The following is a 22,844-nucleotide window of genomic DNA, read 5'->3' as shown; positions in this document are numbered from 1 at the left end:
GCAACGCACACAACGGAGAACGGTCCCGCATGCGGAGAATACTCATCGTCGGAGCCGGCCAGTCCGGTCTCCAGCTGGCCCTCGGACTGCAGGCGCAGGGGTACGAGGTCACCCTGATGTCGAACCGCACGGCGGACGAGATCAGGTCCGGCCGGGTCATGTCGACGCAGTGCATGTTCCACACCGCGCTCCAGCACGAGCGCGACCTCTCGCTGAACTTCTGGGAGTCCCAGGCTCCGCTCATCGAGGGCGTGGGCGTCTCGGTCGCCGCCCCGGACTCCTCCCGGGCCATCGACTGGGTGGGCAGGCTGGACGGCTACGCGCAGTCCGTGGACCAGCGGGTCAAGATGGCCGGCTGGATGGACACCTTCGCGCAGCGCGGCGGACAGCTCGTCATCCACGGCGCGGCCGTCTCCGACCTCGACTTCTTCGCGCGCACCTACGACCTGGTCCTGGTCTCCGCCGGCAAGGGCGAGCTCGTCTCGATGTTCGGCCGCGACGCCTCGCGCTCCCCCTACGCCGAGCCGCAGCGCGCCCTCGCGGTGTCGTACGTGCACGGCCTCGGCCCGCGCCCCGAGCACCCCGGGTTCGACGCGGTGCGCTGCAACCTGGTGCCCGGCGTCGGCGAGCTGTTCGTCATGCCGACCCTGACCGTCTCGGGCCGCGCGGACATCCTGTTCTGGGAGGGCGTGCCCGGCGGCCCGCTGGACGTGTTCAACGGCGTGAAGGACCCGAACGAGCACCTCGCGCTCACGCTGGAGCTGCTGGAGAAGTTCGTGCCGTGGGAGTACGCGCGCGCCACCAAGGTCGAACTGACCGACGCGGGCGGCACGTTGGCGGGCCGTTACGCCCCGACCGTGCGCAACCCCGTCGGCCGGCTGCCCGGCGGCGGTCTGGTGCTCGGCGTCGGGGACGTGGTCGTCGCGAACGACCCGATCACGGGACAGGGCTCCAACTCGGCGTCCAAGTGCGCCGCTTCGTACCTCTCCTCGATCGTCGAGCACGGCGAGAAGGAGTTCGACGAGGCCTGGATGCGGTCGGCCTTCGACCGGTACTGGGACACCGCCCAGCACGTGACGAAGTGGACCAACGCGATGCTGAGGGTGCCGCCGGAGCACGTCCTGAACCTGATCGGCGCGGCCGGCGAGCTCCAGCCCGCCGCCGACCGCTTCGCCAACGGCTTCAACGACCCGGCCGACTTCGAGAACTTCTTCTACGAGCCGGAGAAGACGGAGCCCTACCTCGCCGAAGTGGCGGGCGCCCAGGGCTAGTTGGCGGGCTCGGCATCGGTCGAGTACCCCGTGTCCGTCCCCTCCGACGCCCCCTCGGGGAGCCTCGGAGGGCGGTACGAGGACAGGGAGCCCGCCGCCGGGTCCGGGCGGACCGCGCCGAGCAGCGGGTTCGCCGCGATGGGGGAGACCTTGACGCGGGTGCCGGGGCGCGGCGCCTGTACCACCAGGCCGTCGCCCAGGTACATCGCCACATGGGTGGCCTTGGGGAAGTAGATCACCAGGTCGCCCGGGCGCAGCGAGGTCAGCGGGACGCGCGGCAGCTCCGCCCACTGCTCCTGGCTGGTGCGCGGGATCGAGCGGCCGGCGTGCGCCCACGCCTGCGAGGTGAGCCCCGAGCAGTCGTAGGACTCGGGGCCCTCGGCGCCCCACACGTACGGCTTGCCGATCTGGTCGACGGCGTACGTGAGCGCCCGGTCGCCCTCCGGCGAGGGGGCCCGGGCCGAGCTCAGGGCGCCCGAGGAGAGCAGGGTCTGCTGGGCCCGCTCGGTGCCCTGCTGTTCCAGCCGGGTGAGTTCGGCCAGTTGGTCGGGGGAGAGGCCGGAGAGCAGCTTCTCGACTTCCTTGAGCCGTGACTCGACCTCCTCCTTCGCCTGTTGCTGCTGTCTGGCGAGGGCCTGCTGCTCGTCGAGCGCCTGGCGCGAGGCCCGGGCGAGTTCGGCGGCCCGCCGCTCGCCGTCGGCCAGCCGGTCCATCGCGGCCCGGCGTTCGCCGGCCGCGCGGTCCAGGACGTGGCGCTGGTCGAGTGCGCTCTGCGGGTCGCTGGCCAGCAGCAGCCGCAGATACGTGGAGAGGTCGCTGCGGCCCTGGTACTGCTCGCGGGCCAGACGCCCGGCGTCGCCGCGGCCGCGCGCGAGCGCGGTGCGGGCCTGGGCGAGTGAGGCGGTCAGCTTCTTGTCCTCGGCCTCGCGGCGCTTCAGCTCGACATCGGTGGTCTTGTACGCCTCGGTCGCCTCCTCCGTCTGCCGGTACAGCGTCTGGAGTCGGTTCAGGAGGGCCAGCGGCGAGGTCTCGGGGGGCCCGCCGGGCAGCGCGGCCGACGACTCGCCGGGCGGCTGGGGTGCCGCGACCGCGAGCGGGCCCACGGCAGCCGTCGCCAGGGCCGCGGCGACGGCCATCGCGCACACCGAGCGCACACGAGCTGACATGTGCTCACCTCCGGTCCGGGACCGGTCGGTCCGGCCCCACCGGATCGTGGCACGCGCTCGCGGGACAATCCTGGTGGGAGAAGTGAACGGGGGATTCGGCTCACTCGTGCGGCGGCAGCCCGGTGCGGGGGCTTGCGCCGGGGCCCTTCTTGGTCCACGGCCAGCGGCGCGGCTCGCGGCCCTCGGGCACATAGGTGTACTTCCAGCCGCGCGGAAGCCCGAGCCGCTTGGTGTGGGAGGCCGGCTCCAGACGGTAGGCGTGCACGGTCGCCGGGCCGCCCTCCGCGTCGGGCACGGGCACCTCGTACCACTGCGGCGGCTTGCCGGTCGGGCCGGTCAGTACCGGCAGGACGCGCCCGTCGAGGGGGCCGCCCACAAAGAGGGTGTTCTCGCTTCGCACCCCCCAAGTCTCACAGCAGGTGGGCCGCCTCGCTCACGACGGGTACCACCCGGCGGGCCAGCACCCCGGCCGCGCCCTCGGGGGACTCGTGGGACAGCGCTCCGCGCACCGCCGCCGAGGTCTGCGCGTCGGTGGCCGCCGTCGCGGTGAGCAGCGCCACCAGATGGTCCACCAGCCAGTCCCGCAGCTCGGGCAGCGGGGGCTGCTTCTCCTCGTCCAGCCAGATCAGCGAGGCGGCCTCGACCGCCGCGATCCAGGTGCGCACCATCATGCGCAGCCGCGGGCCCGGTTCGGTGACCTCCAGGTGCACCAGGATCTGCTCGGCCGCGGCCCGCCGCACCTCGTCCACGATCGCGGTCGTCCGCGACGTCTCGGCCATGCTGCCGCCCTGGAGCAGCGCGGAGAACCCAGCGTCGTGCTGGTCGACGAAGGCGAGGTAGCGGTCCAGGGCCCGGGTGAGGCGCTGGGTGAGCGGGCCGGTCTGCGCCTCGGCGAAGCACAGCTCCAGCTCGTCGGCCGCCGAGCGCAGCGCGGCCTCGTACAACTGCTGCTTGCCGCCCGGGAAGTAGCGGTAGACCAGGGGCCGCGAGACCCCGGCGGCCTCGGCCACGTCGTCGAGCGACACGTCCTCCGGCGCCCGGTGCGCGAAGAGCGTCAGGGCCGCGCCGAGGAGCTGGGTGCGGCGCTCCTCGACGCTGAGCCTGCGGTACGCGGGGGTGGCGGCGGGTGAGGTCATACGGGCAGCGTAATCGCCGGGTCCGGGGTTTACGCCAGGAGTCCCGAGCTCTTCCAGAGCCTGCGGCTGACGCCGTTCAACACGCCTATGTCGTCCAGGAATTCGGTGAGGCGGCCCGCGCCGCTCTGCATGACCTCGCGGCGGTGGCCGCTCGCCTTCACCTGGGCCACGGCCTCGCGGCGGTCCAGACCCACGTTCTCGTACACCTGCGGGTTGACGAAGCAGGTGGCGAAGACGCGGGCCGCCTCGCCGCAGCTGACGCGGGTCAACTCCCGTTCCCAGCGCGGCGCGGAGACCATCTGCCGCCTCAACTCCTCGCGCGCGTAACGGACATGGCGGGCCTCCTCGACCACGTGGATGCGGGTCACTCCGCGCACGATGGTCTGGACGCGCTCGTCCGGGAAGGTCAGCCGCTGCATCCAGTCCAGGATCTCCTCGCCGAGCAGGGTGGCCGCGAAGGAGCCCGGGGTCGTGGAGACGGTCTTCAGGACGCGGGCGAGGTTGTGGTAGATCCTCGGCACCCGGTACGTCGGCGCCCCGCCCTTCTTGATCATGCGGGCGAACATCATCGAGTGGCGGCACTCGTCGGCGATCTCGGTGAGCGCGTACCGGACGTGGTTGCTGGTGAGCGACTTGTCGTAGATGTGCCGGACCAGCAGCTGCATCAGGATGATCTCGAACCAGATGCCGAGCGAGGCGAGCGAGGCGGCCTCGTGGCGGGCCAGGTCCATCCGCTGCTCCTCGGACATCTTCCGCCACAGCGGGGTGTCGTAGAGGGAGAGCAGCTCCGGCGGCCAGAACCACTTGCCGTCCTCGACGGGGGCGTCCCAGTCCAGTTCCCTGTCGGGGTCGAAGGAGTGCTTGGCGGACGATTCGAGCAGCCGCTCGGCCACCTGCTCGCGGTCCCTGAGCAGGCCGAGTGCGTCGCGGAGCACTTCGCGTTCGGTCACGGTCGTCATGGCTTCGGGCACCTCGTGGCTGGGTTACCTGCGGTCACCTCTTATGAGACTGCTTGTCAGCAAGTGCGTCAATCCCTCGCACCCGACTTGTTGACCCCGTGTCTACCGCCGTGTGAACCTGCCAACTGCACAGCAGTGTGCAGAAGTTGAGCCGCTGGACGATGCCGTCCGCGAGGCGAAGGAGCCGCACGTGTCGACGCACGACCTCTATGTGAAGGCCCCGCAGGAACCGCTGTGGCAGGTGCCGGCCTCCGGCGCCGCCCGCTTCAGCTGGGAGTACGACGACGGGCGCGACCGTCTGCTCGCCCTCTACCAGAAGGGCAAGGACAAGCAGTGGGACGGCGCCAAGCGCATCGACTGGGACCTGGAGGTCGACCCGTACGACCCCCTCGGCACCCCCGACGAGGCGATGACCCTGTACGGCACCCCGCACTGGGCCAAGATGACCGACCGGGACAAGGGCGAGCTGCGACTGCACTACACCTCCTGGCAGTTCAGCCAGTTCCTGCACGGCGAGCAGGGCGCGATGGTGTGCGCCGCCCGCATCGTGGAGTCGGTGCCCGACCTGGACGCCAAGTTCTACTCGGCGACCCAGACGATGGACGAGGCCCGGCACGCCGAGATCTACGGCCGCTTCCTGCACGAGAAGCTCGGCATGCTCTACCCGGTCAACGACAACCTCCAGGCGCTGCTGGGCGACACCCTGCGCGACTCCCGCTGGGACATGCCCTACCTCGGCATGCAGGTCCTGATCGAGGGCCTGGCACTCGCGGCCTTCGGCATGATCCGCGACACCACGGACAAGCCGCTGCCCAAGCAGATCCTGGCGTACGTCATGCAGGACGAGGCCCGTCACGTGGCCTTCGGCCGCATGGCGCTGCGCGACTACTACCGCCAGCTGTCCGACGCCGAGCTGAAGGAGCGCGAGGAGTTCGTCATCGAGGGCTGCTACCTGATGCGGGACCGGCTGCGCGGGGTGGAGGTCCTGGAGAACTTCGGCATCCCGAAGAAGGAGGCCGAACAGCTCAGCGAGGAGAGCGAGTTCCTCCACCTGTTCCGCAAGCTCCTCTTCAGCCGCATCGTCCCCTGCGTGAAGGACATCGGCCTGTGGGGGGAGCGGCTCCAGAAGGCGTACCTCGACATGGGCGTCTTCGACCTCGGTGACTCCAACCTGGACCTCCTGATGGCCCAGGACGAGGAGATCGCCGAACAGCTGGACAAGGAACGCTTCGCCGAGGAGGAGGCGGCGCGGGTCGCGGAGGTGGAGGGGGCGATCGAGGCGGGCGCCTCGTCCTGACGCCGCCGGGTGCCGGTCGCGCCTCCCGCTTCGTCAACGGCGCGACCGGTATGCACTCTTTCGTGCGGCGCCCTCGGATTGCCGCTGGGTAGGCTGAGGAGGCGAGACAGACTCCGTCGTATGGGAGCAATCATGAGCGCCGCACGCGAGTACAAGCTGGATGGCGAGTACCAGTGGCCCAGGCCGCCGGCGGGCGGCTGGACGGCGGACGACCTGGACCGGCTTCCGAATCTCCCTCCGCACACGGAGCTGATCGACGGGAGCCTCACCCTCATGAGTCCGCAGACCTGGTTTCACATGCGCACGATGCGCCTTTTGGAGCACGCGTTCGTGGCCCAGGCTCCGGAGCATCTTGCGGTGATCCGAGAGATGACAATCAAGCTGGATCAGAGGAACCGCCCCGAGCCCGACGTCCTCATCGTCCCGGCCGACGTGGTGACCAGCGCTCTCCAGACCTGGTTCGAGCCGAAGGACGTTCTCCTCGCGGTCGAGGTGGTGTCCGCGGACTCCATGGAACGAGACCGCGAGGTCAAGCCCCGCAAGTACGCCCGAGCGGGCGTCCAGCACTTCTGGCGGGTCGAGGAGAACGACGGACTGCCCGTCGTGTACGTCTTCGAACTGGATCCGGGTACCAAGGCCTATGGCCCGATCGGGATCTTCCACAAGCAACTCAGGGTCGACCTCCCCTTCCCCATCGAGATCGATCTGACCGCGCTGGACCGCCGTCGCTGACCCCCGGGACCGCGGGCACCGAGGTGCCCGCGACGGGCTGTCACGGGGCCAGCGCCGCCTCCATCACCGCCTTCGCGATCGGCGCCGCGTCCCCGCCGCCGCTGATGTCGCCGCGCCTGGCCGACGCGTCCTCGACGACGACCGCGACCGCCACGGCCGGGCGGACCGCGCCGTCCGCCTGGGCCCAGGAGATGAACCAGGCGTACGGGCTGCCGATGTTGCCGATGCCGTTCTGCGCGGTGCCGGTCTTGCCGCCGACGGTCGCGCCGGGGATCGCGGCGCTGGTGCCGGTGCCGGTCCGCACCACGTCCACCATCATCTGCTGCAACCGCATCGCGGTCGCCGGGTTCATCGCGCGCTGGTAGGTCCGCGGCACGGTCGTGGACACCGTCGAACCGCGCGCGGTCGTCGTACGGTCCACCAGATAGGGGTACTTGAGGTCCCCGCCGTTGGCGACCGCCGCCGAGACCATCGCCATCTGGAGCGGGGTCGCCGTCGTGTCGAACTGGCCGATGGAGGACAGGGCCAGCTGGTCCGGGCTCATCCGGGTGTCGAAGTTGGACTTCGCGACCCCTGACGGGATCCGCAGCTTCGTGTCGTTGAAGCCGAACTTCCGCACCGCGTCCAGCATTCCGCGCAGCCCCACCTTCACCCCGAGCTGCGCCATCACCGTGTTGCAGGAGACGGTGACCGCGTACGTGAGCGACGCGTTGCCGCAGCCGCTCGCCTCGTTGGGCAGCGTGGTGCTGGTGTTGGGCAGGATGTACGGATCGGGGGTGTCGGTCGCGGCGTCGACGTCCGTGACCGCCCCCGCGTCGAGCGCCGCGGCGGCCGTCACGATCTTGAAGGCCGAACCGGGCGGATAGGTCTGCCGGATCGCCCGGTTCAGCATGGGCTGGTTCGGGTCCGTGGTGAGCCGCGCCCAGGCGCCCGCGACCTGCTTGCCCGTGCCCGAGAGCACCCCCGGATCGTAGGAGGGGCTGCTGACCAGCGCCAGGATCCTGCCCGTCGCGGGTTCGATCGCCGCGACCGCGCCCTTCTTGCCGCCCAGACCGTCGTACGCGGCCCGCTGCATGGACGCCTTGATGGTGGTGACCGCCCGCCCGCCGGAGTGCCGGCCCCGCGTCATGTCGTTCCACAGCGGGAACACCGAAAGGAGCGAGGAGGTGCCGGACAGGACACCGTCCTCCGCGTTCTCGACGAGCGTCGTGCCGTAGGTCTGCGAGGCGTACCCGGTGACGGGCGCGTACAGCGGACCGTATCTGTACGTCCGCTCGTACCGCAGCTGCTGGCCGCTGTCCCGGGACCCGGTGACGCTCTCCTTGCCGACCATGATGGCGCCACGCGGCTGGTGGTAACGGGCAATGGCCAGGCGGCGGTTGGCGGGGTTGCTGTCGAGTGCGTCGGCCTCGAAGACCTGGACGCGGGCCGCGTTCACGAGCAGCGCCACGAGCAGCACCAGACAGAAGGCGGCGGCCCGCCGGATGTACCGGATCACCTGGCTGTTCCCTCCACCGGCTCGGGCCGTGCGATGACGCCCGGCTCGACCGCGGGGAGCGGGCGGCGGGCGGAGTCGCTGATCCGGATGAGCAGCGCCACGATGATCCAGTTGGTGACCACGGACGAGCCGCCCTGCGCCAGGAACGGCATCGCCATGCCGGTGAGCGGGATCAGGCCCATCACGCCGCCCGCGATGACGAACACCTGGAGCGCCAGGATCGAGGCGAGCCCGATGGCGAGGAGCCGCCCGAACGGGCTCTGCAGACAGAGCCCGGCCCGATAGCCCCGGGCCACGAGCAGGGCGTAGAGCAGGAAGATCGCGGTGAGCCCGGACAGGCCCAGCTCCTCGCCGGCCGTGGCCAGGATGAAGTCGGACTTCGCGGCGAAGCCGATCAGGACGGAGTGGCCGAGCCCGAGCCCCGCGCCGAGCGTGCCGCCGGCCGCGAAGGCGAACAGCGACTGGGCGAGCTGGCTGGGGCCGATGCCCGCCTCGATGGTGGCGTACGGGTTCAGCCAGTCGGTGACCCGGGCGTGCACATGCGGTTCGAACAGGGCGACCGCCGCTGCCCCGGCCGAGGCGAGCAGCAGGCCCACCGCGATCCATCCGGTGCGCCCGGTCGCCACGTACAGCATCACCACGAACAGGCCGAAGAACAGCAGCGAGGTGCCGAGGTCGCGTTCGAGGACCAGGACGCCGACGCTCAGCAGCCAGATCGCCACGATCGGCCCGAGCACCCGGCCGGTGGGCAGCTGGAGCCGCCAGATCCGGCGTCCGGTGTACGCGAGGGCGTTGCGGTTGGCGGCCAGATACGCGGCGAAGAACAGGGCGAGCAGGATCTTGGCGAGTTCGGCCGGCTGGAAGGAGAACCCGGCGACCCTGATCCAGATCTTGGCGCCGTTGATCGCGGGGAACAGGATCGGGACGAGCATGAGGACGAGCGCGGCGGCCATCGAGAGGTAGGCGTACCGCTGGAGGACACGGTGGTCGCGCAGCACCAGGACGACGACGAGGAACAGGACGACCCCGAGCGTCGACCACACCAACTGGGCCGGGGCCGCCCGGCTGCCCGGGGTCGCGAGGTCGAGCCGGTAGATGAGCACCAGGCCGAGGCCGTTGAGCAGCACCGCGATCGGCAGCAGCAGGGGATCGGCGTACGGCGCGCGGAAGCGGACCACGAGATGGGTGATGAGGGCGAGCAGGCCGAGTCCGGCGGCGTAGCGCGTGGCGTCGTGCGGGACGGAGCCGGTGCGGGCGAGCCCGACGTTCACATAGCCGAGCACCACGACGAGGACGGCACCGACGAGCAGCGAGAGTTCGACGCCCCGCCGCTTGGGGAGGCGCAGCTCGGGCGGTGGGGCGTCCGCCGCCGGCGGTGCGGTCATGGCACGCAACGTAGCAAGCCGAGGCCATATGTCCGTGTATGTCGTGCGGTGCCGGGCGGTCGGGCGGCGCCGGTGCTGCGGCCGCCTGGCCCGTCCGGGTGACGGGGGCTCCGAAGAGCCGCCCGCACACGTCCGGTTCGCGTCCGCCGGGCCCTGTCGTCCCGGGGGGTCAGCACCAGCGCGGTACGGCCCCGATGTTGTCGATGTAGTAGGCCGAACCCCACGCCCAGGTGCCGTCGGTCAGCAGGTACCAGCGGTCGTTCCCGTTGACCCGGTCGCCGCCGGTCTTGCAGAAGATGTGCACGATCGAGCCGTACGGCGCCTTGCCGACGATCCGGCTGCCGCGGGTCGGCCGGTCCCGCAGGAGCAGGCCGGACTTGGCGGTGACGCGGCCCTTGTACTCGTTGTGCGCGGCCTCCTCGGCAGCGGCGGGCGCCGCCGAGGCGAGGACGGCCACGGCTCCGGTGGCCACGCAGAGACCGAGGGCGGCAAGAGGGGAACGCAGGGACATGGTGCCTCCTGGAACGGGGCGGGGCCGCGGGTGAGCGACCCTCAGTTCGCCTGGCTCACACTAAATTCGCCGCTTCGACATCGCAAAGCGTGACGAGTCGTCACGCGCCGTACGGGGCAGTGGTCGTCACGTGCCGCGCGGGGCGGCGGCCGTCATGCGCCGTGCGGGGCGGGATCGGCACCGGGCACCTCGAAGCTGACGTACTCCGGGAGTTCGAGCCGGGCCACCGCGCCGCCGTCCGGGGCGTTGTGGAAGGTCAGCTCCGCGCCGATGACGGCCGCCTGGCCCACCGCGATGGTCAGGCCGAGGCCGTGGCCCTTGCTTCCGGCGTCCGTGCGGAAGCGCTGCGGGCCGTGGTCGAGGAGGTAGTCCGGATAGCCGCTGCCGTGGTCGCGAACGGTGACGACCGGCCCGTGCACGGTCAGCTCCACCGGAGCCCTGCCGTGCTTGTGGGCGTTGGCGAGCAGATTGCCGAGGACCCGTTCGAGGCGGCGCTTGTCGGTCTCGACGCAGGCGTCCCGCACCACCGTCACGGTGGTGTCCGCCTCGGCGGTGCCCGAGGCCACGGAGGCGCGCACCAGCCGCTCGACCACCGGGGCCAGCTCCTGGAGGTCGAGGTTCACCGTCTCGCTGCCCGCGTCGAGCCGGGATATCTCCAGGAGGTCCTCGGTGAGCGAGCGCATCGCCCGGACCCGGTCGCGCACCAGCTCGGCCGGGCGTCCCTCGGGCAGCAGCTCGGCCGCGGCGTGCAGACCGGTGAGCGGGGTGCGCAGCTCGTGGGCCACGTCCGCGGTGAAGCGCTGTTCGCTGAGCAGCTTGCCCTGGAGCGTGGAGGCCATCGTGTCGAGGGCGCCGGCCACCGTGGCCACCTCGTCCTGGGGGCGCGAGGGATCCCTGGTGCGCGGGTCGTTGACCCGGGCGTCGAGGTCGCCCGCGTCGATCCGGCGGGCGACGGTCGCCGTCTGGTGCAGCCGCCGGGTGATCCGGGTGACCGCGAAGACACCGACGAGCAGGGTCGCGCCGATGGCGAGGATGGACGAGCCGAGGATGGCCTTGTCGAGCCCGTTGATGGTGCGGGCGCTCTGGGTGTAGTCGATCTCGGCGGCCAGCGCCTTGCCGTCGGCCGGGCCCGCCGCCCACATGGTGGGGCGCCCGTGGTCGTCGTCGACGAGGGTGCCGCGCTTGCCGGAGACGGCGAGCGCGCGCAGCGAAGGGGGCAGCTCGGGAGGGTCGAGTGCGGCCCCGGGCGGCAGCTGCTCGCCCGCCTCGTACATCCGGGTGACGTCGGTCAGCCGGTCGAGCGCCTTGTGGCGGGCCTCGCCCACTGTCTGCCGGGTCACCGACACGTGCACCAGGACGCCGAGCAGCGATGCGAGGGCGCAGCACATCACGGTGATGAACACCGCGGCCTTCCAGGTGAGGGTCGCGGTCCAGGCGGGCAGGCGCAGCCGGGCGGTCCGGGGCAGTTTCATGGTGCGTCCGCCGTGGGGGTGGCCGACGGGCTCGCCGTCGGCGGCTTCTTCTTCGGCGACGGCGCGAGCGGGCCGCCGCCGGGGGGCGCGGGGACCTTGCCGCTCGGCTTGTTGCGCACGATCTCGTCCCGGGTGGGCAGCATCGCCTGCTGGTGGTCGTCCCAGGACCACGCCGTGCGGTACTCGTAGCCCGGCATGCCCGCCGACACCGACCGCAGGATGACATCGCTGCCGGCCAGGTCGACGCTGATGATCTGGTCGACGGTGGACATGATGCGGATCAGACCGCCGTCCTTGGCCGGCATGTAGCAGCGCACCGCCAGATTCTGGTCGGGCATCCGGATGCCCAGGATCAGCTCGTCCCTGCCGTCCCCGGTCAGGTCCCGGTAGTACGGCTTGAGCACCGGGCAGCCGGCCGGCTTCTGTTTGCAGGCACCCAGCTGGCGAACCGTTTCGTCGTAGAGCCCGTCGGCACCGCTGTAGGTGTTGGGGTGCGCCTTCACCTCGGCCTGCACCACCGCGACCGGGTTCAGCTTGCGCACGTCGCCGCCGGGGACCTTGATGCCGGGCACCTGCTCGGTGTCGGTCTGGCCGTAGTCGTTGGGGGTCGCGGTCGCGGGCGGCAGCTCGGGCCACAGGTGGATCGGCCCGATGGCCGTCGGCGTCGCACCCGAACTCTCCAGGTGGCCCGCCCCGCCGCAGCCGGACAGCAGCAACGCACCCACTGCGATCAGCAGGGGTGCCAGAAGGGCTGTGCGGCGGTCGCGGATCAAGGTGCTCCTGTCGTGCGGGAACCCCAGGCTATTTCACCTTCCGCCGGGCCTTCGCCGGAGCCCCGGTGCCCTATTCGGCCTTGACGAGGTCGGCGTAGAAGATGATGTTGGCCGAGCGGTGACCGTCCACGATGGGGCCGCCGCAGGTGATGAGGCGGAGCTCGGGACGATCGGTCTTCCCGTAAACCCTATGCGTGGGGAAGTCCTTTTTCTCGACCTGCTGGGTCTCCCTGATCCTGAACACCGCGGTCGAGCCGTCCGCCCGGCCGACCTCGATCACGTCCCCCACCTTCAGGTCCGCCACGTTCCGCATGAGCGCCGGGCCGTTCGCGGTGTCGTAGTGCGCGACCAGCACGGAGGCGCCCTTCTCGCCGGGCGTGACGCTGCCGGTGTACCAGCCCGCCCGCTCGGCCTCGTCCACCGGCGGCACCTCAAGCTCCTGGTCGGAGTCCACTCCGAGCCGCAGCACCGGGCTCGCGTCGACCTTCGCGGAGGGGATGACGAGCCGCGTCGGCTCGGCCGCCCGCAGGGGTCCGACGACGGCCTCGGCGCGCGCGGTGGCCGCGTTCCGCACCCGCACGTCCGGGGCCTTGGCCACGGGGTCGGGGGTGCAGGCCATGAGACCGCCGCCGACACCGAGAGCGAGTGCGGAGGCGGCCGCGAGGCGGGCGGTACGGGACAGGGTGCTCGTGGTCATGCGTACGACGCTAAAGCCCCGCCATTGCGACATTGCGGAGCATGTGTAACAGCCCGCCGTAGGTCACCGGGCGATGCGGTTACCGCTGCGGCGCGGTGCCGTTCGCGCGGGGTGGGGGCCTACTGCTGGTAGGGGTTCTGGCCCTGCACCTGGCCGGGCCGGGCCGACTGGCCGTACGGCTCCTGCGGAGCGACCGGCGCCGCGAGCAGCCCCTCGGCCTGCTCCTTGGTGATCCGCTGCTCAAGCCCGCAGAAGGTGCACTGCGTACGGAACTTCGTCGAGACCGGGAACAGCGGCACGAAGAACAGCGTGAACTTCGTGACGTACTTGCGGATCGCATGCGCGGCCGGATTGCCACAGCGGCCACACACCAGCGTGAGCATGGCGAGCTGGTGCAGATAGCCGCGGGTGCCGAAGATGATCATTGAGTGGTTCCCCTCCCGGAATTACCGACGTCGTGCCGCGCGCAAGTGTCGTGGCCACGACCGCCCCGCGTCCATCGCGTTGTGACCACGCCCACACGACTTATTGCCCCGCGGCCGCCGGGCTGTTCCCATGGGTCGTGGTGGGGTGATGGGGCATGGCAGGACTACGGGTCACACCGGTACACCGGCACGGGCAGGCGCGACTGTACGTCAGCCTCCCGGACGGCCGCGCCGCCGCCTGGTACGACCGGGACACCGGCCGCGTATCGCTGCTGCTCGACGACCGCAGGGCCGAGGTGCTGGCCGCGCTGCGCCCGTACGTCGTGGGCGAGCCGGCCGTCGGCCCGCCGCCCGTGCCGACCCCCGCCGACCTGGCCCGGCTCTCCCTGCACCCCGACGACGACCTCGCGCCCAACCGGCCCGGTGAGGCGCTGCACGGCGACCTGGAACGGTTCCCCGGCCGCCACCGCCTGAGGGCCGACCCCCGCCGCCGCGAGCTTGCCGCGCAACAGTTGGCCGGGGCCGCGCTCGAACGGCTCGAAGGCGCGGGCTGGCGGGTTCTGCACTCGGTGCCGCTGCCCGGCGAGGCGAGGATCGACCACCTGCTCGTCGGGCCCGCGGGCGTATGCGCCGTGCGCTCCCTCGATGCCCGGCGGCACCGGGTGCGGATCGCCGACCCGCTGGTCGCGGTGGGCAGGGCCGCTCCGCTGCCGCTCCTGCGGGACGCCCGGCACCAGGCCGAACGAGCCTCGCTCGCCCTGGCGGCGGCGGTACGGGCGGTGCTGCTCCTGGTGGATGCGGAACGGGTCGAGCGGGGCCCGGGCGTGGCCCCGGACGTGCGCGTCCTGACGGACCGCGACCTCCCTGAGCTGGCCCGTGCCGGCGGCGTGCTCAAGCCCGCCGACGTGGAGTCCCTGTACTGGGCGGCCCGGGACCGCAGGACCTGGCTGCACGTGTGAACCGGCCCGCTCATCCCGCGGCCCTCGCCAGGGTTCCAGCAGCGGTGTCCGCCCGCGACAAGGCTCCGGTGGCGATGCCGGTCCGCGAAGAAGTTCCGGCGGCGATGTCGAGAACCCGTGCCCGGCTCCGTCCCCGGCGTGAACGCGGCCAGAATGGGCCGCACCCGCACCGAGGAGAGCCACCATGGCCAAGTACCTGCTCCTGAAGCACTACCGCGGCGCCCCGGCTCCGGTGAACGACGTGCCGATGGCCGAGTGGGCGCCGGAGGAGATCTCGGCCCACGTCCAGTACATGAACGAGTTCGCGGCCCGCCTGGAGAAGACCGGGGAGTTCGTCGACAGCCAGGCCCTCGCGCCCGAGGGGACGTTCGTCCGCTACGACGGCGAGGGGCGGCCGCCGGTCACCGACGGCCCGTTCGCCGAGACCAAGGACGTCATCGCGGGCTGGATGGTGATCGACGTCGACAGCTACGAGCGGGCCGTGGAGCTGGCCGGGGAGCTGTCGGCCGCCCCCGGCGCCGGCGGCCGGCCGATCCACGAGTGGCTGGAGCTGCGCCCGTTCCTCGGCGCGCACCCCACCGTCGCGGAGTGAGCTTCCCCGTGGACGAGGCGCTGCTCAGAAGCCTCACACCGGGCGTGCTCGCCGTCCTCGTCCGCCGCGGAGCCGACTTCGCGGCGGCCGAGGACGCGGTGCAGGACGCCCTCGTCGAGGCGGTCCGGGGCTGGCCCGCCGAGCGGCCGCGGGACCCGAAGGGCTGGCTGGTCACCGTCGCCTGGCGCCGCTTCCTCGACGCGACCCGCTCCGACGCGGCCCGGCGCCGGCGTGAGGACCGGGTCGAGGAGGAGCCGGCGCCCGGGCCCGCGCCCGCGTCGGACGACACGCTCCAGCTCTACTTCCTGTGCGCCCACCCGTCCCTCACGCCGTCGTCGGCGGTCGCGCTCACACTGCGCGCGGTCGGAGGCCTGACGACTCGTCAGATCGCTCAGGCGTATCTGGTGCCCGAGGCGACCATGGCGCAGCGCATCAGCCGGGCCAAGCGCACGGTCTCCGGAGTGCGGCTCGACCGGGCCGGCGATGTCGCCACCGTGCTGCGCGTGCTCTACCTGGTCTTCAACGAGGGCTACTCCGGCGATGTCGACCTCGCCGCCGAGGCCATCCGCCTCACCCGGCAGCTCGCCGCCGCGATCGACCACCCCGAGGTGGCGGGGCTGCTCGCGCTGATGCTGCTCCACCACGCCCGCCGCGCCGCCCGGACCGCGCCCGACGGCAGCCTGGTGCCGCTCGCCGAGCAGGACCGCGGGACATGGGACACGCGAGCCATCGCCGAGGGAGTGTGCGTGCTCCAACAGGCGCTCGCCCAAGACCGGTTGGGGGAGTACCAGGCGCAGGCCGCCATCGCGGCCCTGCACGCCGACGCGCTCAGCGCCGGGGAGACCGACTGGGTGCAGATCGTCGAGTGGTACGACGAGCTCGTGCGCCTGACCGGCAGCCCCGTCGTCCGGCTCAACCGCGCGGTGGCCGTGGGCGAGGCCGACGGGCCGCGCGCGGGCCTCGCGGCGCTCGCGGACCTCGACGCCTCGCTGCCCCGCCACACCGCGGTGGCCGCCCACCTCCACGAGCGCGCCGGCGACCTGGCGACGGCGGCACGCCTGTACGCCCGGGCGGCCCACCGGGCACCGAACCTCGCCGAGCGCGACCACCTCACCCGTCAGGCCGCCCGGCTCAACGCCCGCCGCCCCCGCTGACCCGGGCTGGCGCGGCGGCCCGTCCGCGATGGAGGGCTCACCCGTCGGAGCGCACGCGGACGAAACGAGCGCCCTCCTGGCGTCCGGCCGCCTCGCGCAGCTCCACGGGAAGGGGCTCGGTGAGCATGCGGACCAGCCCGTGGTCGGGGTGGTCCGCCCGCTCGCCCAGGCGGTCGCGGATCAGCTCGCCCACCTGCCGGGCCTGGAGCGGGGTCAGGCGGGGCGAGGTCTGCACGGTCCGCTCGTCGGGGAGCCGGACGAGCAGGGACCTCGGGCGCTCCGGCGGGCCGAAGACGCCGAGGAGCGCGCCGTCGCGGGTGTCGGAGTGCCGGATCTTGCGCCAGGCCCGCGTGCCTCCGGGCCGGTAGGGGGAATCGAGGGCCTTCGCCACGATCCCCTCCACTCCCACGGACCGCAGGTCCCGGAACCAGGCGTGGGCGGTGTCCTCGTCCAGGGTGGCGAGGACCCGCTGCACGGGCGGCCCGACCTCCCGCAGTGCCGCCCCCAGCAGCTCCCACCGGTCCCGCAGCGGCAGGGCCCGTACGTCCCGGCCGGGGACGGCGAGGATGTCGAAGGCGATGTAGGACACCGGGACGCCCGACCGCTCGCGATCGCCGTGCGAGCGCAGCAGATCGGTGAAGCTCAGCCGCCCCTCGCGATAGGCGCACAGCTCGCCGTCCAGCACGATCCCGGGCGGCAGACGATCGCGCAGGTGGGCGGCGATCTCCGGGAACTCCCGGGAGAGGTCCCGCCGGGAGCGCGACTGGAGGAAGACCTTGCCGCCGTCGAGTACGAAGGCGAGCGCGCGGAACCCGTCGAGTTTGAGCGAGTACTGGAGGCCCCCGGGTGTGCTGCCGGTCCCGGGGATGTCGTCGGCCGGCCGCGGGCGCATGACGTCGACCGGGGGCCGCAGCGCGACCTCCGCCGGGCCCCGGTCCGCGGTCACGGCAGCCGGCCCGCCGTGTCGGGGTCGGCGAGCGGGGCCAGGAGATCGCCGTCCCGGTCCAGGCGGGGCCCGATGTCGCCGATCAGGAACGTCAGATCGCCCGGGACCGCACAGGACTCGACCTCCGCCCAGGACACCGGCGCCGACACCGCCGGACGCTCCTTGGCGCGCACGGTGTAGGGCGTCGCGGTGGTCTTCGCGGCGGCGTTCTGACTGAAGTCGACGAACACCTTCCCCGGCCGCAGCGCCTTCGCCATCTTGTGCGTGACCAGGCCCGGAAGAGCCGCCTCGGCCTCCTTGGCCAGTGTCTTCGCGTACGCCGAGACCTGCTCGGAGGGCGTCGGATCGAGGGATGCGAGCAGATGCAGCCCCTTGGAGCCCGAGGTCTTGGCGTACGCGGCGATGCCGTCCGCCGCGAGCCGCTCGCGCAGCCACCGCGCCACCGCGCAGCACTCGACGACGCTCGCGGGCTCACCCGGGTCGAGGTCGAGCACCAGGCGGTCCGCGAGCGCCGGGGCGCCGGCCCGCCACTGCGGGGTGTGGAACTCGACCACCAGGTTCGCCGCCCACATCAGGGTCGCGAGGTCGGACACCACCACCTGGCGGGCCGCCTTGTCCTCGGAGCGCGGTACCTCGGCGGTCTTCACCCAGGCGGGGGTGCCCGGCGGAGGATTCTTGGTGAAGAAGCGCTGGCCCCCCGGGCCGTCCGGGAAGCGCAGGAACGACACCGGGCGGTCGTCCAGATGGGCCAGGAGCGGGCCCGCGACCGAGGCGCAGTAGTGCAGCAGCTCGCCCTTGGTGGTGCCGGTGGCCGGGTAGAGCACCTTGTCCAGATTCGAGAGGGCGATCCGCCGCCCCTCCACCTCCGTGATCGGCGTCATACGATGAGACTCCCACGAACCACACCAAATGCACTCCTCGGGGACGAAGAGGAGAAACCGTGCGATCCATCTGGAACGGTGCGATCTCGTTCGGCCTGGTCAGCATTCCGATCAAGGTCGTGAACGCCACCGAGAACCACTCGATCTCCTTCCGCCAGATCCACACCGCGGACGGCGGCCGGGTCCGCTACCGCAAGGTGTGCGAGCTGGACGGCGAGGAGCTGAGCCAGGACGAGATCGGCAAGGCGTACGAGGACGCCGACGGCTCGATGATCCCGATCACCGACGCCGATCTGGCCTCGCTGCCGCTGCCCACCGCCAAGACGATCGAGATCGTCGCGTTCGTGGCGGCCGACACGATCGACCCGCTCCAGATGGACGCCGCGTACTACCTCTCCGCGAACGGGGTGCCCGCGGCGAAGCCGTACACACTGCTGCGCGAGGCCCTCAAGCGCAGCAAGAAGGTGGCGATCGCCAAGTTCGCGCTGCGCGGGCGGGAGCGGCTCGGCATGCTGCGGGTGGTCGACGACGTGATCGCCATGCACGGACTGCTCTGGCCGGACGAGATCCGCGCCTCCGACGAAGCCGCTCCCGAGGCCGACGTGAGCGTCCGCGAGGCCGAACTCGACCTGGCGGACGCCCTGATGGACACCCTCGGCGAGGTCGACATGGAGACCCTGCACGACGACTACCGCACCGCCGTCGAGGAACTCATCGCCGCGAAGGCGGACGGCGCGGTGGCCCCGGCCCCGGAGGCCCCCGCCGCCAAGGGCGGCAAGGTCATCGACCTGATGGCGGCCCTGGAGAACAGCGTCAAGGCCGCGAAGGCCTCGCGCGGCGAGAGCGGGGAGTCCGGCGCACCGGGGGACGGTGACGTCGCCGAGGTCACCGACCTGAGCTCGCGCAAGTCCACCGGCCGCAAGTCGGCGCCCGCGAAGAAGGCGGCGACCAGGACGGCCGCCAAGTCCACGTCCGCGGCGAAGAAGGCCACGGCCGCGAAGACCGCGCCGGGCAACACGAAGACCGCACAGGGCAAGAAGAGCACCGCCTCGAAGTCCGGCACCGCCAAGGCCCCGGCCAAGAAGTCGGCCGCGGCGAGCCCCAAGTCCACCGGCGCGAAGAAGTCCACGGCCACCACCGCCAAGAAGACCGCGGCGAAGAAGACGACCCCCCGGAAGCGGGCCAGCGCCTGACCTTCCCACACGGACGCGCGGCCTCGATTCGGTAACGGAAGGGTTGCGGCGGGCTCGGCGTGGCGAAATGGTTGCCCAAGGGTGTGAAAGGGGTGCGGCCATGGTGCGAAGAACCGGGAAGGGCCACACCCGTACCGAAGAGCGGTCCGGCTCCGACCCCGTGGTGCTCTCCCTGCTGCCGTACGCCGTGATGGCGCTGGTCGTCGTGGCCAACCTGATCGCGGGCCCCACGATCGGCCTGCTGCCGCTCGTCGCGCTCGGACCCGCCTTCGCCGGCCTGGCCGGCGGCTGGCGGCGCACGGTCGTCGTCGGCCTGATCGCGCTGGTCGCCGGGGTGGGGCTCGGCATCTACAGCGAGCTCTTCGAGGAGCGCCGCGGCTTCGCCTCGCTCGCCGCCGTCGCGGGGGTCACCGCGGTGGCCGCCGTCGGCAGCGTGATGCGCCGGCGCCGGGAGGCCGAACTCGCCGGCATGCGTTCCATCGCCGAGGTCGCCCAACGCGTGCTGCTGCGCCCGGTGCCGCGCAGCGCCGGGCATCTGCGCGCGGCCGTCTCGTACACCTCGGCGGTCGCGGAGGCGCGGATCGGCGGGGACCTGTACGAGGTGGTCTCGGCGCCCGGCGGGGTGCGCGTGATCATCGGGGACGTGCAGGGCAAGGGGCTCGAATCGGTGGAGACGGCGGCGGTGGTGCTCGGCGCGTTCCGCGAGGCAGCCCACGACGAGCCCGACCTCAAGGGCGTCGGTGTACGCATCGAGCGGGCGGCGGGGCGGACCTTGCAGGGCGAGAAGTTCGTCACCGCGATCATCGCGGAGCTCGACCCCGCGAACGGGGCGGTGTTCCTCAACTACGGCCATCCGCCACCCCTGTTGGTGCGGGCGGACGGCTCGGTGTCCTTCCCCGAACCCGCCGAGTACGCCCTCCCGCTCGGCCTCGGCCTCGGCTCCGGCGAGGGCCCCCAGCCTTTCCAGGTCGCCTTCGCCCCCGGCGACCAGCTCCTCCTGTACACCGACGGCGTCACCGAGGCCCGCGACCGCGACGGTGCGTTCTACCCCCTGGGAGCCCGCACCCCCCTCCTGAAGGACCCCGACCCCGAGGCCGCGCTGGAGGCCCTGCGCCGTGACCTCATCCTCCACACCGAGGGGCCGCTGCACGACGACGCGGCGATGCTGCTGCTCCGCCATCGCGAGTGAGGCACGATCGCGAGTGAGGCACGGCCCGCTCGTACGTGCCGGTGGTCCACCTACGGGTGCCGGGCCCTCTGCGGGGCGCGTCCGCGACTGCTCGATGCCGGTCCGCCCGGAACCCGCCCGGAACCCGCCCGGAATCCGCCCGGAAGGGGCGCGAGGAACTGCGCCATCAGCCCGCGGCGGGATCCGCCGGCCCCGAGCCGGCCCCGACAGGGTCCTGCCCCGAGCCGGCCCCGACAGGGTCCTGCCCCGAGCCGGCCCCGACAGGTGCGCGGGAGAGCCCAGCCCTCGTGGCGGTCAGGGGCCGGCGATCTCCTTGAGCCGCGCGGTGACGGCCGCGACAAACACGTCCGCCTCCGCCTCGGTGATCTCCACATGGTCGACCTCGTTGTGGCCGAGGTCGTAGCGCCGAAGGTATTCCGTCGCCTCCCAGCGGAGCTTGCGGGTGAACGCCTCGTCGTAGGAGATCCCGTCGAGGAAGCGCCGTCGCACCACGCCGCGCGGGTTGTCGCGCGGATGGCCGCCGTCGATCTTCGCGTAGTACGTGACGCCCGGCGCGTCCGGGTCGATCACCCGCACATCGGCGCCCCGGCCGTTCAGCCACAACTCCATGGCCCGGCCGCCGACTTCGACGCACCGGCCGTCGCTCTCCACGCTCATCGGCCCGTACACCGACCCCGACAGGCCCTGGACGACGGTGAGTTCGTCGACCACCGCCCCGAACGACGTCTCCCTGAGCGAAGCCCCGGTGAGGTCCGCGCCCTGGAACAGGGTGCCGAGCAGCGCCGCACCGTGGAGCCGAGCGCCGCGCAGGGAGGCCTCTCGGGCATCGGTCTCGGACAACTCGGCGCTGCCCAGGTCCGCGCCGTCCAGCTTCGCGCAGCGCAGGGATGCCTCGTCCATGACGGCTTTGACCAGACAAGCCCCGGTCAGGTCGACGCCGTCGAGCACCGCGCCCTCCATGTGAGCCCGGTAGAAGTCGGAGCCCACGAGCACGGCGTCCGTGAGGGCGGGGTCCGAGAGGGCAGGGTCCGAGAGGGGAGGGTCCGTGAGGGCGGCGTCATCCTGGCCGTGCGGGGCCCCTGGATTTCTCCTTGGGCAGGTCATGCGGCTCCTCGTACAAGGTGAGAGGGGGCGGGGGAGTGGACCCGTCCATCGTCGGCCGTCATCGTCGGGGGTCTCCAGCCCCCGACGCGTGACAGCCCGGTTGCCGGCTGAACTCAGCCCAACTCAGCTCAGCCGTGCATGGGCGTACGCGACCATCGCGTCTCGCAGGTACTCGGCCAGGCCCTCGGCGACGCTGTCGTAATTGGCGCGCATCTGCGGATCCTCGACGTAGGTCTGGCCCAGGCCCTCGTACGCGACCGCGTTCGGCGTCCAGAAGCGGCAGACGCCCCGGTAGTGGTCGTCCATCTCCGCCTGCACCGCAGGGGCGCCGACGGGAGTGCCGGCCACCATGAACTCCGCGATACGGATCATCTGCGCCGTCACCTCGCGCTGCCACCGCTCGGTGTCCTCGGCGGTCATCGCGTCGACGGCCTGCCGGGACTGCTCCCACGCCTTGGGCCACCGCTCGCGGACCTTCTCGTTCTCCTCGGCCGACGGCTCGAACCCGTCGAACAGGTTCTCCGGCCGATTGATCTTCGTCATGCCGTCGCTCTCCTCTGCTTCTTCCAGTTCGGCGATGGTGCGGCCGACCGTGCCTGCCAAGGTGCCGAGCCGGTCCCGCTCCGCGAGCAGCCTTCGATGATGCTCGCGGAGTACGGACACACGGTCGACCTGGCTGTCGAGCACCGCCCGGATCTCGCGCAGGCCCAGGTCGAGCTCGCGCATCAGCAGGATCTGTTGCAGCCGCAGCAGATCGGCCTCTTCGTAGTGGCGGTGCCCGTTGCTCCCGATCCAGGCGGGCGGCAGCAGGCCGATCTCGTCGTAGTGGCGCAGGGTCCGCGACGTCACCCCGGACATCCGGGCCACCTCCGCGATCGACCAGGCCATGGCCGTGCCTCCCCTCGCCGGGCCGGAGTCCGTCCCCGGCCACACCGAGGACGGTAGGAGTTGACGCGGCGGAAGCCGCAAGCCGCGCGCCAGTGGGCAGGTTCGGCTCGCCTCGGCATGGCGGGCCCGGCCCGTCTCGGCCCAGTGCGGTCTCGCTCGGCTCGCGGGCGCCCTTTGGCGAGGGGCTCCCGGGGACCGTAGGAAGCCGGGGACGGGGCGGACGCAGACCCCCTGGAACCTCGTGTAATGTTCTCCGAGTTGTCGCGCAGCCGGGACGGTTCCGCGCCGACCATCCGCCGCAGATTCTGCGGCATTCCCAACTCAGTACGACCCCCGACCGGGGTGAATTCGGCATGCCGAATTCCATTCGGTCGGACCGGGGACTCGATTACGAATCACCGGAAGGATCCGCTAGAGTTCGGGACGTCGAAACGGCCCAACAGCCGGGAAGACAACCCGATTTCGACCGGGAATCAGGACCGAAAGGATCTGATAGAGTCGGAGCCGCCGGAAAGGGAAACCCCGAGAGGGAGAACCTGAAAGGCACCGAGGAAATCGGACACGAAAGAGTCTGATAGAGTCGGGAACACGAAATACCGAAGGGAAGCGCCCGGAG

General features: G+C 71.9%; 23 protein-coding genes. 8 read left to right on the top strand and 15 right to left on the bottom strand.

Annotated elements, in window-relative coordinates:
* Positions 1-29: 29 nt before the first annotated feature.
* On the top strand, positions 30-1,271 hold the full coding sequence (locus ACFYNP_RS36245) for a styrene monooxygenase/indole monooxygenase family protein (protein WP_388791532.1): 1,242 nt from the start codon (positions 30-32) through the stop codon (positions 1,269-1,271).
* On the opposite strand, the gene ACFYNP_RS36240 is transcribed toward ACFYNP_RS36245, so the two are convergent.
* From ACFYNP_RS36240 to ACFYNP_RS36225, 4 genes are all read right to left on the bottom strand, one after another.
* Positions 1,268-2,437 (bottom strand): NlpC/P60 family protein, encoded by a 1,170-nt coding sequence (locus ACFYNP_RS36240; protein ID WP_388791530.1) that lies wholly within the window; start codon positions 2,435-2,437, stop codon positions 1,268-1,270. The two genes, ACFYNP_RS36245 and ACFYNP_RS36240, sit on opposite strands and share 4 nt — an antisense overlap.
* 100 nt (positions 2,438-2,537) lie before the next feature.
* A complete protein-coding gene (locus tag ACFYNP_RS36235; RefSeq protein ID WP_267056366.1) occupies positions 2,538-2,837 on the bottom strand; it encodes a hypothetical protein in 300 nt (99 codons plus the stop codon).
* A 10-nt stretch (positions 2,838-2,847) separates the two neighbouring features.
* Positions 2,848-3,573, bottom strand: a complete 726-nt coding sequence (locus tag ACFYNP_RS36230) for a TetR/AcrR family transcriptional regulator (protein WP_388791528.1) — start codon at positions 3,571-3,573, stop codon at positions 2,848-2,850.
* A 29-nt stretch (positions 3,574-3,602) separates the two neighbouring features.
* The gene (locus ACFYNP_RS36225) at positions 3,603-4,532 is read right to left on the bottom strand and encodes a diiron oxygenase (protein ID WP_388791526.1); all 930 of its coding nucleotides are present in this window, start codon (positions 4,530-4,532) and stop codon (positions 3,603-3,605) included.
* 190 nt (positions 4,533-4,722) lie between these two features.
* On the opposite strand from ACFYNP_RS36225, the gene ACFYNP_RS36220 reads away from it, so the two are divergent.
* Together ACFYNP_RS36220 and ACFYNP_RS36215 are read left to right on the top strand one after the other, a co-directional pair.
* The gene (locus ACFYNP_RS36220; RefSeq protein WP_388406878.1) at positions 4,723-5,829 is read left to right on the top strand and encodes a ferritin-like domain-containing protein; all 1,107 of its coding nucleotides are present in this window, start codon (positions 4,723-4,725) and stop codon (positions 5,827-5,829) included.
* A gap of 132 nt (positions 5,830-5,961) precedes the next feature.
* Positions 5,962-6,561, top strand: coding sequence for a Uma2 family endonuclease (locus ACFYNP_RS36215; protein ID WP_388406880.1), 600 nt, complete (start codon positions 5,962-5,964; stop codon positions 6,559-6,561).
* 40 nt (positions 6,562-6,601) lie between these two features.
* On the opposite strand, the gene ACFYNP_RS36210 is transcribed toward ACFYNP_RS36215, so the two are convergent.
* The 7 genes from ACFYNP_RS36210 to ACFYNP_RS36180 form a co-directional block, all read right to left on the bottom strand.
* Positions 6,602-8,059 carry a penicillin-binding transpeptidase domain-containing protein gene (locus ACFYNP_RS36210; protein WP_388791524.1) on the bottom strand — a complete coding sequence of 486 codons (1,458 nt, stop codon included), beginning with the start codon at positions 8,057-8,059 and terminating at the stop codon, positions 6,602-6,604.
* Positions 8,056-9,444 carry an FtsW/RodA/SpoVE family cell cycle protein gene (locus ACFYNP_RS36205; protein WP_388791521.1) on the bottom strand — a complete coding sequence of 463 codons (1,389 nt, stop codon included), beginning with the start codon at positions 9,442-9,444 and terminating at the stop codon, positions 8,056-8,058. Before ACFYNP_RS36205 ends, ACFYNP_RS36210 begins: the two co-directional genes overlap by 4 nt.
* A 169-nt stretch (positions 9,445-9,613) precedes the next feature.
* Positions 9,614-9,955 (bottom strand): SH3 domain-containing protein, encoded by a 342-nt coding sequence (locus tag ACFYNP_RS36200; protein ID WP_388406888.1) that lies wholly within the window; start codon positions 9,953-9,955, stop codon positions 9,614-9,616.
* A gap of 152 nt (positions 9,956-10,107) precedes the next feature.
* A complete protein-coding gene (locus ACFYNP_RS36195; RefSeq protein WP_388791519.1) occupies positions 10,108-11,427 on the bottom strand; it encodes an ATP-binding protein in 1,320 nt (439 codons plus the stop codon).
* The gene (locus tag ACFYNP_RS36190; RefSeq protein WP_388407035.1) at positions 11,424-12,197 is read right to left on the bottom strand and encodes a hypothetical protein; all 774 of its coding nucleotides are present in this window, start codon (positions 12,195-12,197) and stop codon (positions 11,424-11,426) included. Before ACFYNP_RS36190 ends, ACFYNP_RS36195 begins: the two co-directional genes overlap by 4 nt.
* Positions 12,198-12,270: 73 nt before the next feature.
* Complete coding sequence (locus ACFYNP_RS36185) at positions 12,271-12,897, bottom strand: class F sortase (protein ID WP_388791517.1); 627 nt, start codon at positions 12,895-12,897, stop codon at positions 12,271-12,273.
* Between the two features lie 119 nt (positions 12,898-13,016).
* Entirely contained in the window at positions 13,017-13,322 is a 306-nt protein-coding gene (locus ACFYNP_RS36180; protein WP_388406895.1) for a zinc-ribbon domain-containing protein, read from the bottom strand.
* Between the two features lie 155 nt (positions 13,323-13,477).
* On the opposite strand from ACFYNP_RS36180, the gene ACFYNP_RS36175 reads away from it, so the two are divergent.
* The 3 genes from ACFYNP_RS36175 (at position 13,478) to ACFYNP_RS36165 (ending at position 16,027) form a co-directional block, all read left to right on the top strand.
* Entirely contained in the window at positions 13,478-14,281 is an 804-nt protein-coding gene (locus ACFYNP_RS36175) for a nuclease-related domain-containing protein (RefSeq protein WP_388406898.1), read from the top strand.
* A gap of 184 nt (positions 14,282-14,465) precedes the next feature.
* On the top strand, positions 14,466-14,873 hold the full coding sequence (locus ACFYNP_RS36170; RefSeq protein ID WP_388791515.1) for a YciI family protein: 408 nt from the start codon (positions 14,466-14,468) through the stop codon (positions 14,871-14,873).
* Between the two features lie 8 nt (positions 14,874-14,881).
* Positions 14,882-16,027: an RNA polymerase sigma factor gene (locus tag ACFYNP_RS36165; protein WP_388791557.1), complete on the top strand. Its 1,146-nt coding sequence runs from the start codon at positions 14,882-14,884 to the stop codon at positions 16,025-16,027.
* A gap of 37 nt (positions 16,028-16,064) precedes the next feature.
* On the opposite strand, the gene ACFYNP_RS36160 is transcribed toward ACFYNP_RS36165, so the two are convergent.
* Together ACFYNP_RS36160 and ligD are read right to left on the bottom strand one after the other, a co-directional pair.
* The gene (locus ACFYNP_RS36160; protein ID WP_388791513.1) at positions 16,065-16,973 is read right to left on the bottom strand and encodes a DNA ligase; all 909 of its coding nucleotides are present in this window, start codon (positions 16,971-16,973) and stop codon (positions 16,065-16,067) included.
* Positions 16,970-17,854, bottom strand: a complete 885-nt coding sequence (gene ligD, locus ACFYNP_RS36155) for a non-homologous end-joining DNA ligase (RefSeq protein WP_388791511.1) — start codon at positions 17,852-17,854, stop codon at positions 16,970-16,972. Before ligD ends, ACFYNP_RS36160 begins: the two co-directional genes overlap by 4 nt.
* A gap of 59 nt (positions 17,855-17,913) precedes the next feature.
* Between ligD and ACFYNP_RS36150 the strand changes: the two genes are divergently transcribed.
* Positions 17,914-19,047 carry a Ku protein gene (locus ACFYNP_RS36150; protein WP_388791509.1) on the top strand — a complete coding sequence of 378 codons (1,134 nt, stop codon included), beginning with the start codon at positions 17,914-17,916 and terminating at the stop codon, positions 19,045-19,047.
* A gap of 190 nt (positions 19,048-19,237) precedes the next feature.
* A complete protein-coding gene (locus ACFYNP_RS36145) occupies positions 19,238-20,236 on the top strand; it encodes a PP2C family protein-serine/threonine phosphatase (RefSeq protein WP_388407042.1) in 999 nt (332 codons plus the stop codon).
* 294 nt (positions 20,237-20,530) lie between these two features.
* Here the strand turns inward: ACFYNP_RS36145 and ACFYNP_RS36140 are convergent, their stop codons facing one another.
* Positions 20,531-21,340, bottom strand: coding sequence for a pentapeptide repeat-containing protein (locus ACFYNP_RS36140; protein WP_388791507.1), 810 nt, complete (start codon positions 21,338-21,340; stop codon positions 20,531-20,533).
* A 123-nt stretch (positions 21,341-21,463) separates the two neighbouring features.
* Complete coding sequence (locus ACFYNP_RS36135) at positions 21,464-22,228, bottom strand: MerR family transcriptional regulator (protein ID WP_388791505.1); 765 nt, start codon at positions 22,226-22,228, stop codon at positions 21,464-21,466.
* Between the last annotated feature and the right edge of the window lie 616 nt (positions 22,229-22,844).

The organism is Streptomyces sp. NPDC006691, from assembly GCF_042869955.1.
In the GTDB taxonomy this organism is placed as follows: domain Bacteria; phylum Actinomycetota; class Actinomycetes; order Streptomycetales; family Streptomycetaceae; genus Streptomyces.
This window is presented reverse-complemented; position numbering and strand designations above follow the sequence as displayed.

What these genes read in the sequence shown, in the direction of transcription:
- ACFYNP_RS36200 (WP_388406888.1), bottom strand. Translation starts at nt 9,955, where the DNA reads ATGTCCCTGCGTTCCCCTCTTGCCGCCCTCGGTCTCTGCGTGGCCACC.
- ACFYNP_RS36175 (WP_388406898.1), top strand. Translation starts at nt 13,478, where the DNA reads ATGGCAGGACTACGGGTCACACCGGTACACCGGCACGGGCAGGCGCGA.
- ACFYNP_RS36145 (WP_388407042.1), top strand. Translation starts at nt 19,238, where the DNA reads ATGGCGCTGGTCGTCGTGGCCAACCTGATCGCGGGCCCCACGATCGGC.
- ACFYNP_RS36180 (WP_388406895.1), bottom strand. Translation starts at nt 13,322, where the DNA reads ATGATCATCTTCGGCACCCGCGGCTATCTGCACCAGCTCGCCATGCTC.
- ACFYNP_RS36195 (WP_388791519.1), bottom strand. Translation starts at nt 11,427, where the DNA reads ATGAAACTGCCCCGGACCGCCCGGCTGCGCCTGCCCGCCTGGACCGCG.
- ACFYNP_RS36230 (WP_388791528.1), bottom strand. Translation starts at nt 3,573, where the DNA reads ATGACCTCACCCGCCGCCACCCCCGCGTACCGCAGGCTCAGCGTCGAG.
- ACFYNP_RS36170 (WP_388791515.1), top strand. Translation starts at nt 14,466, where the DNA reads ATGGCCAAGTACCTGCTCCTGAAGCACTACCGCGGCGCCCCGGCTCCG.
- ACFYNP_RS36185 (WP_388791517.1), bottom strand. Translation starts at nt 12,897, where the DNA reads ATGACCACGAGCACCCTGTCCCGTACCGCCCGCCTCGCGGCCGCCTCC.
- ACFYNP_RS36240 (WP_388791530.1), bottom strand. Translation starts at nt 2,437, where the DNA reads ATGTCAGCTCGTGTGCGCTCGGTGTGCGCGATGGCCGTCGCCGCGGCC.
- ACFYNP_RS36225 (WP_388791526.1), bottom strand. Translation starts at nt 4,532, where the DNA reads ATGACGACCGTGACCGAACGCGAAGTGCTCCGCGACGCACTCGGCCTG.
- ACFYNP_RS36135 (WP_388791505.1), bottom strand. Translation starts at nt 22,228, where the DNA reads ATGGCCTGGTCGATCGCGGAGGTGGCCCGGATGTCCGGGGTGACGTCG.
- ligD (WP_388791511.1), bottom strand. Translation starts at nt 17,854, where the DNA reads ATGACGCCGATCACGGAGGTGGAGGGGCGGCGGATCGCCCTCTCGAAT.
- ACFYNP_RS36205 (WP_388791521.1), bottom strand. Translation starts at nt 9,444, where the DNA reads ATGACCGCACCGCCGGCGGCGGACGCCCCACCGCCCGAGCTGCGCCTC.
- ACFYNP_RS36140 (WP_388791507.1), bottom strand. Translation starts at nt 21,340, where the DNA reads ATGACCTGCCCAAGGAGAAATCCAGGGGCCCCGCACGGCCAGGATGAC.
- ACFYNP_RS36215 (WP_388406880.1), top strand. Translation starts at nt 5,962, where the DNA reads ATGAGCGCCGCACGCGAGTACAAGCTGGATGGCGAGTACCAGTGGCCC.
- ACFYNP_RS36245 (WP_388791532.1), top strand. Translation starts at nt 30, where the DNA reads ATGCGGAGAATACTCATCGTCGGAGCCGGCCAGTCCGGTCTCCAGCTG.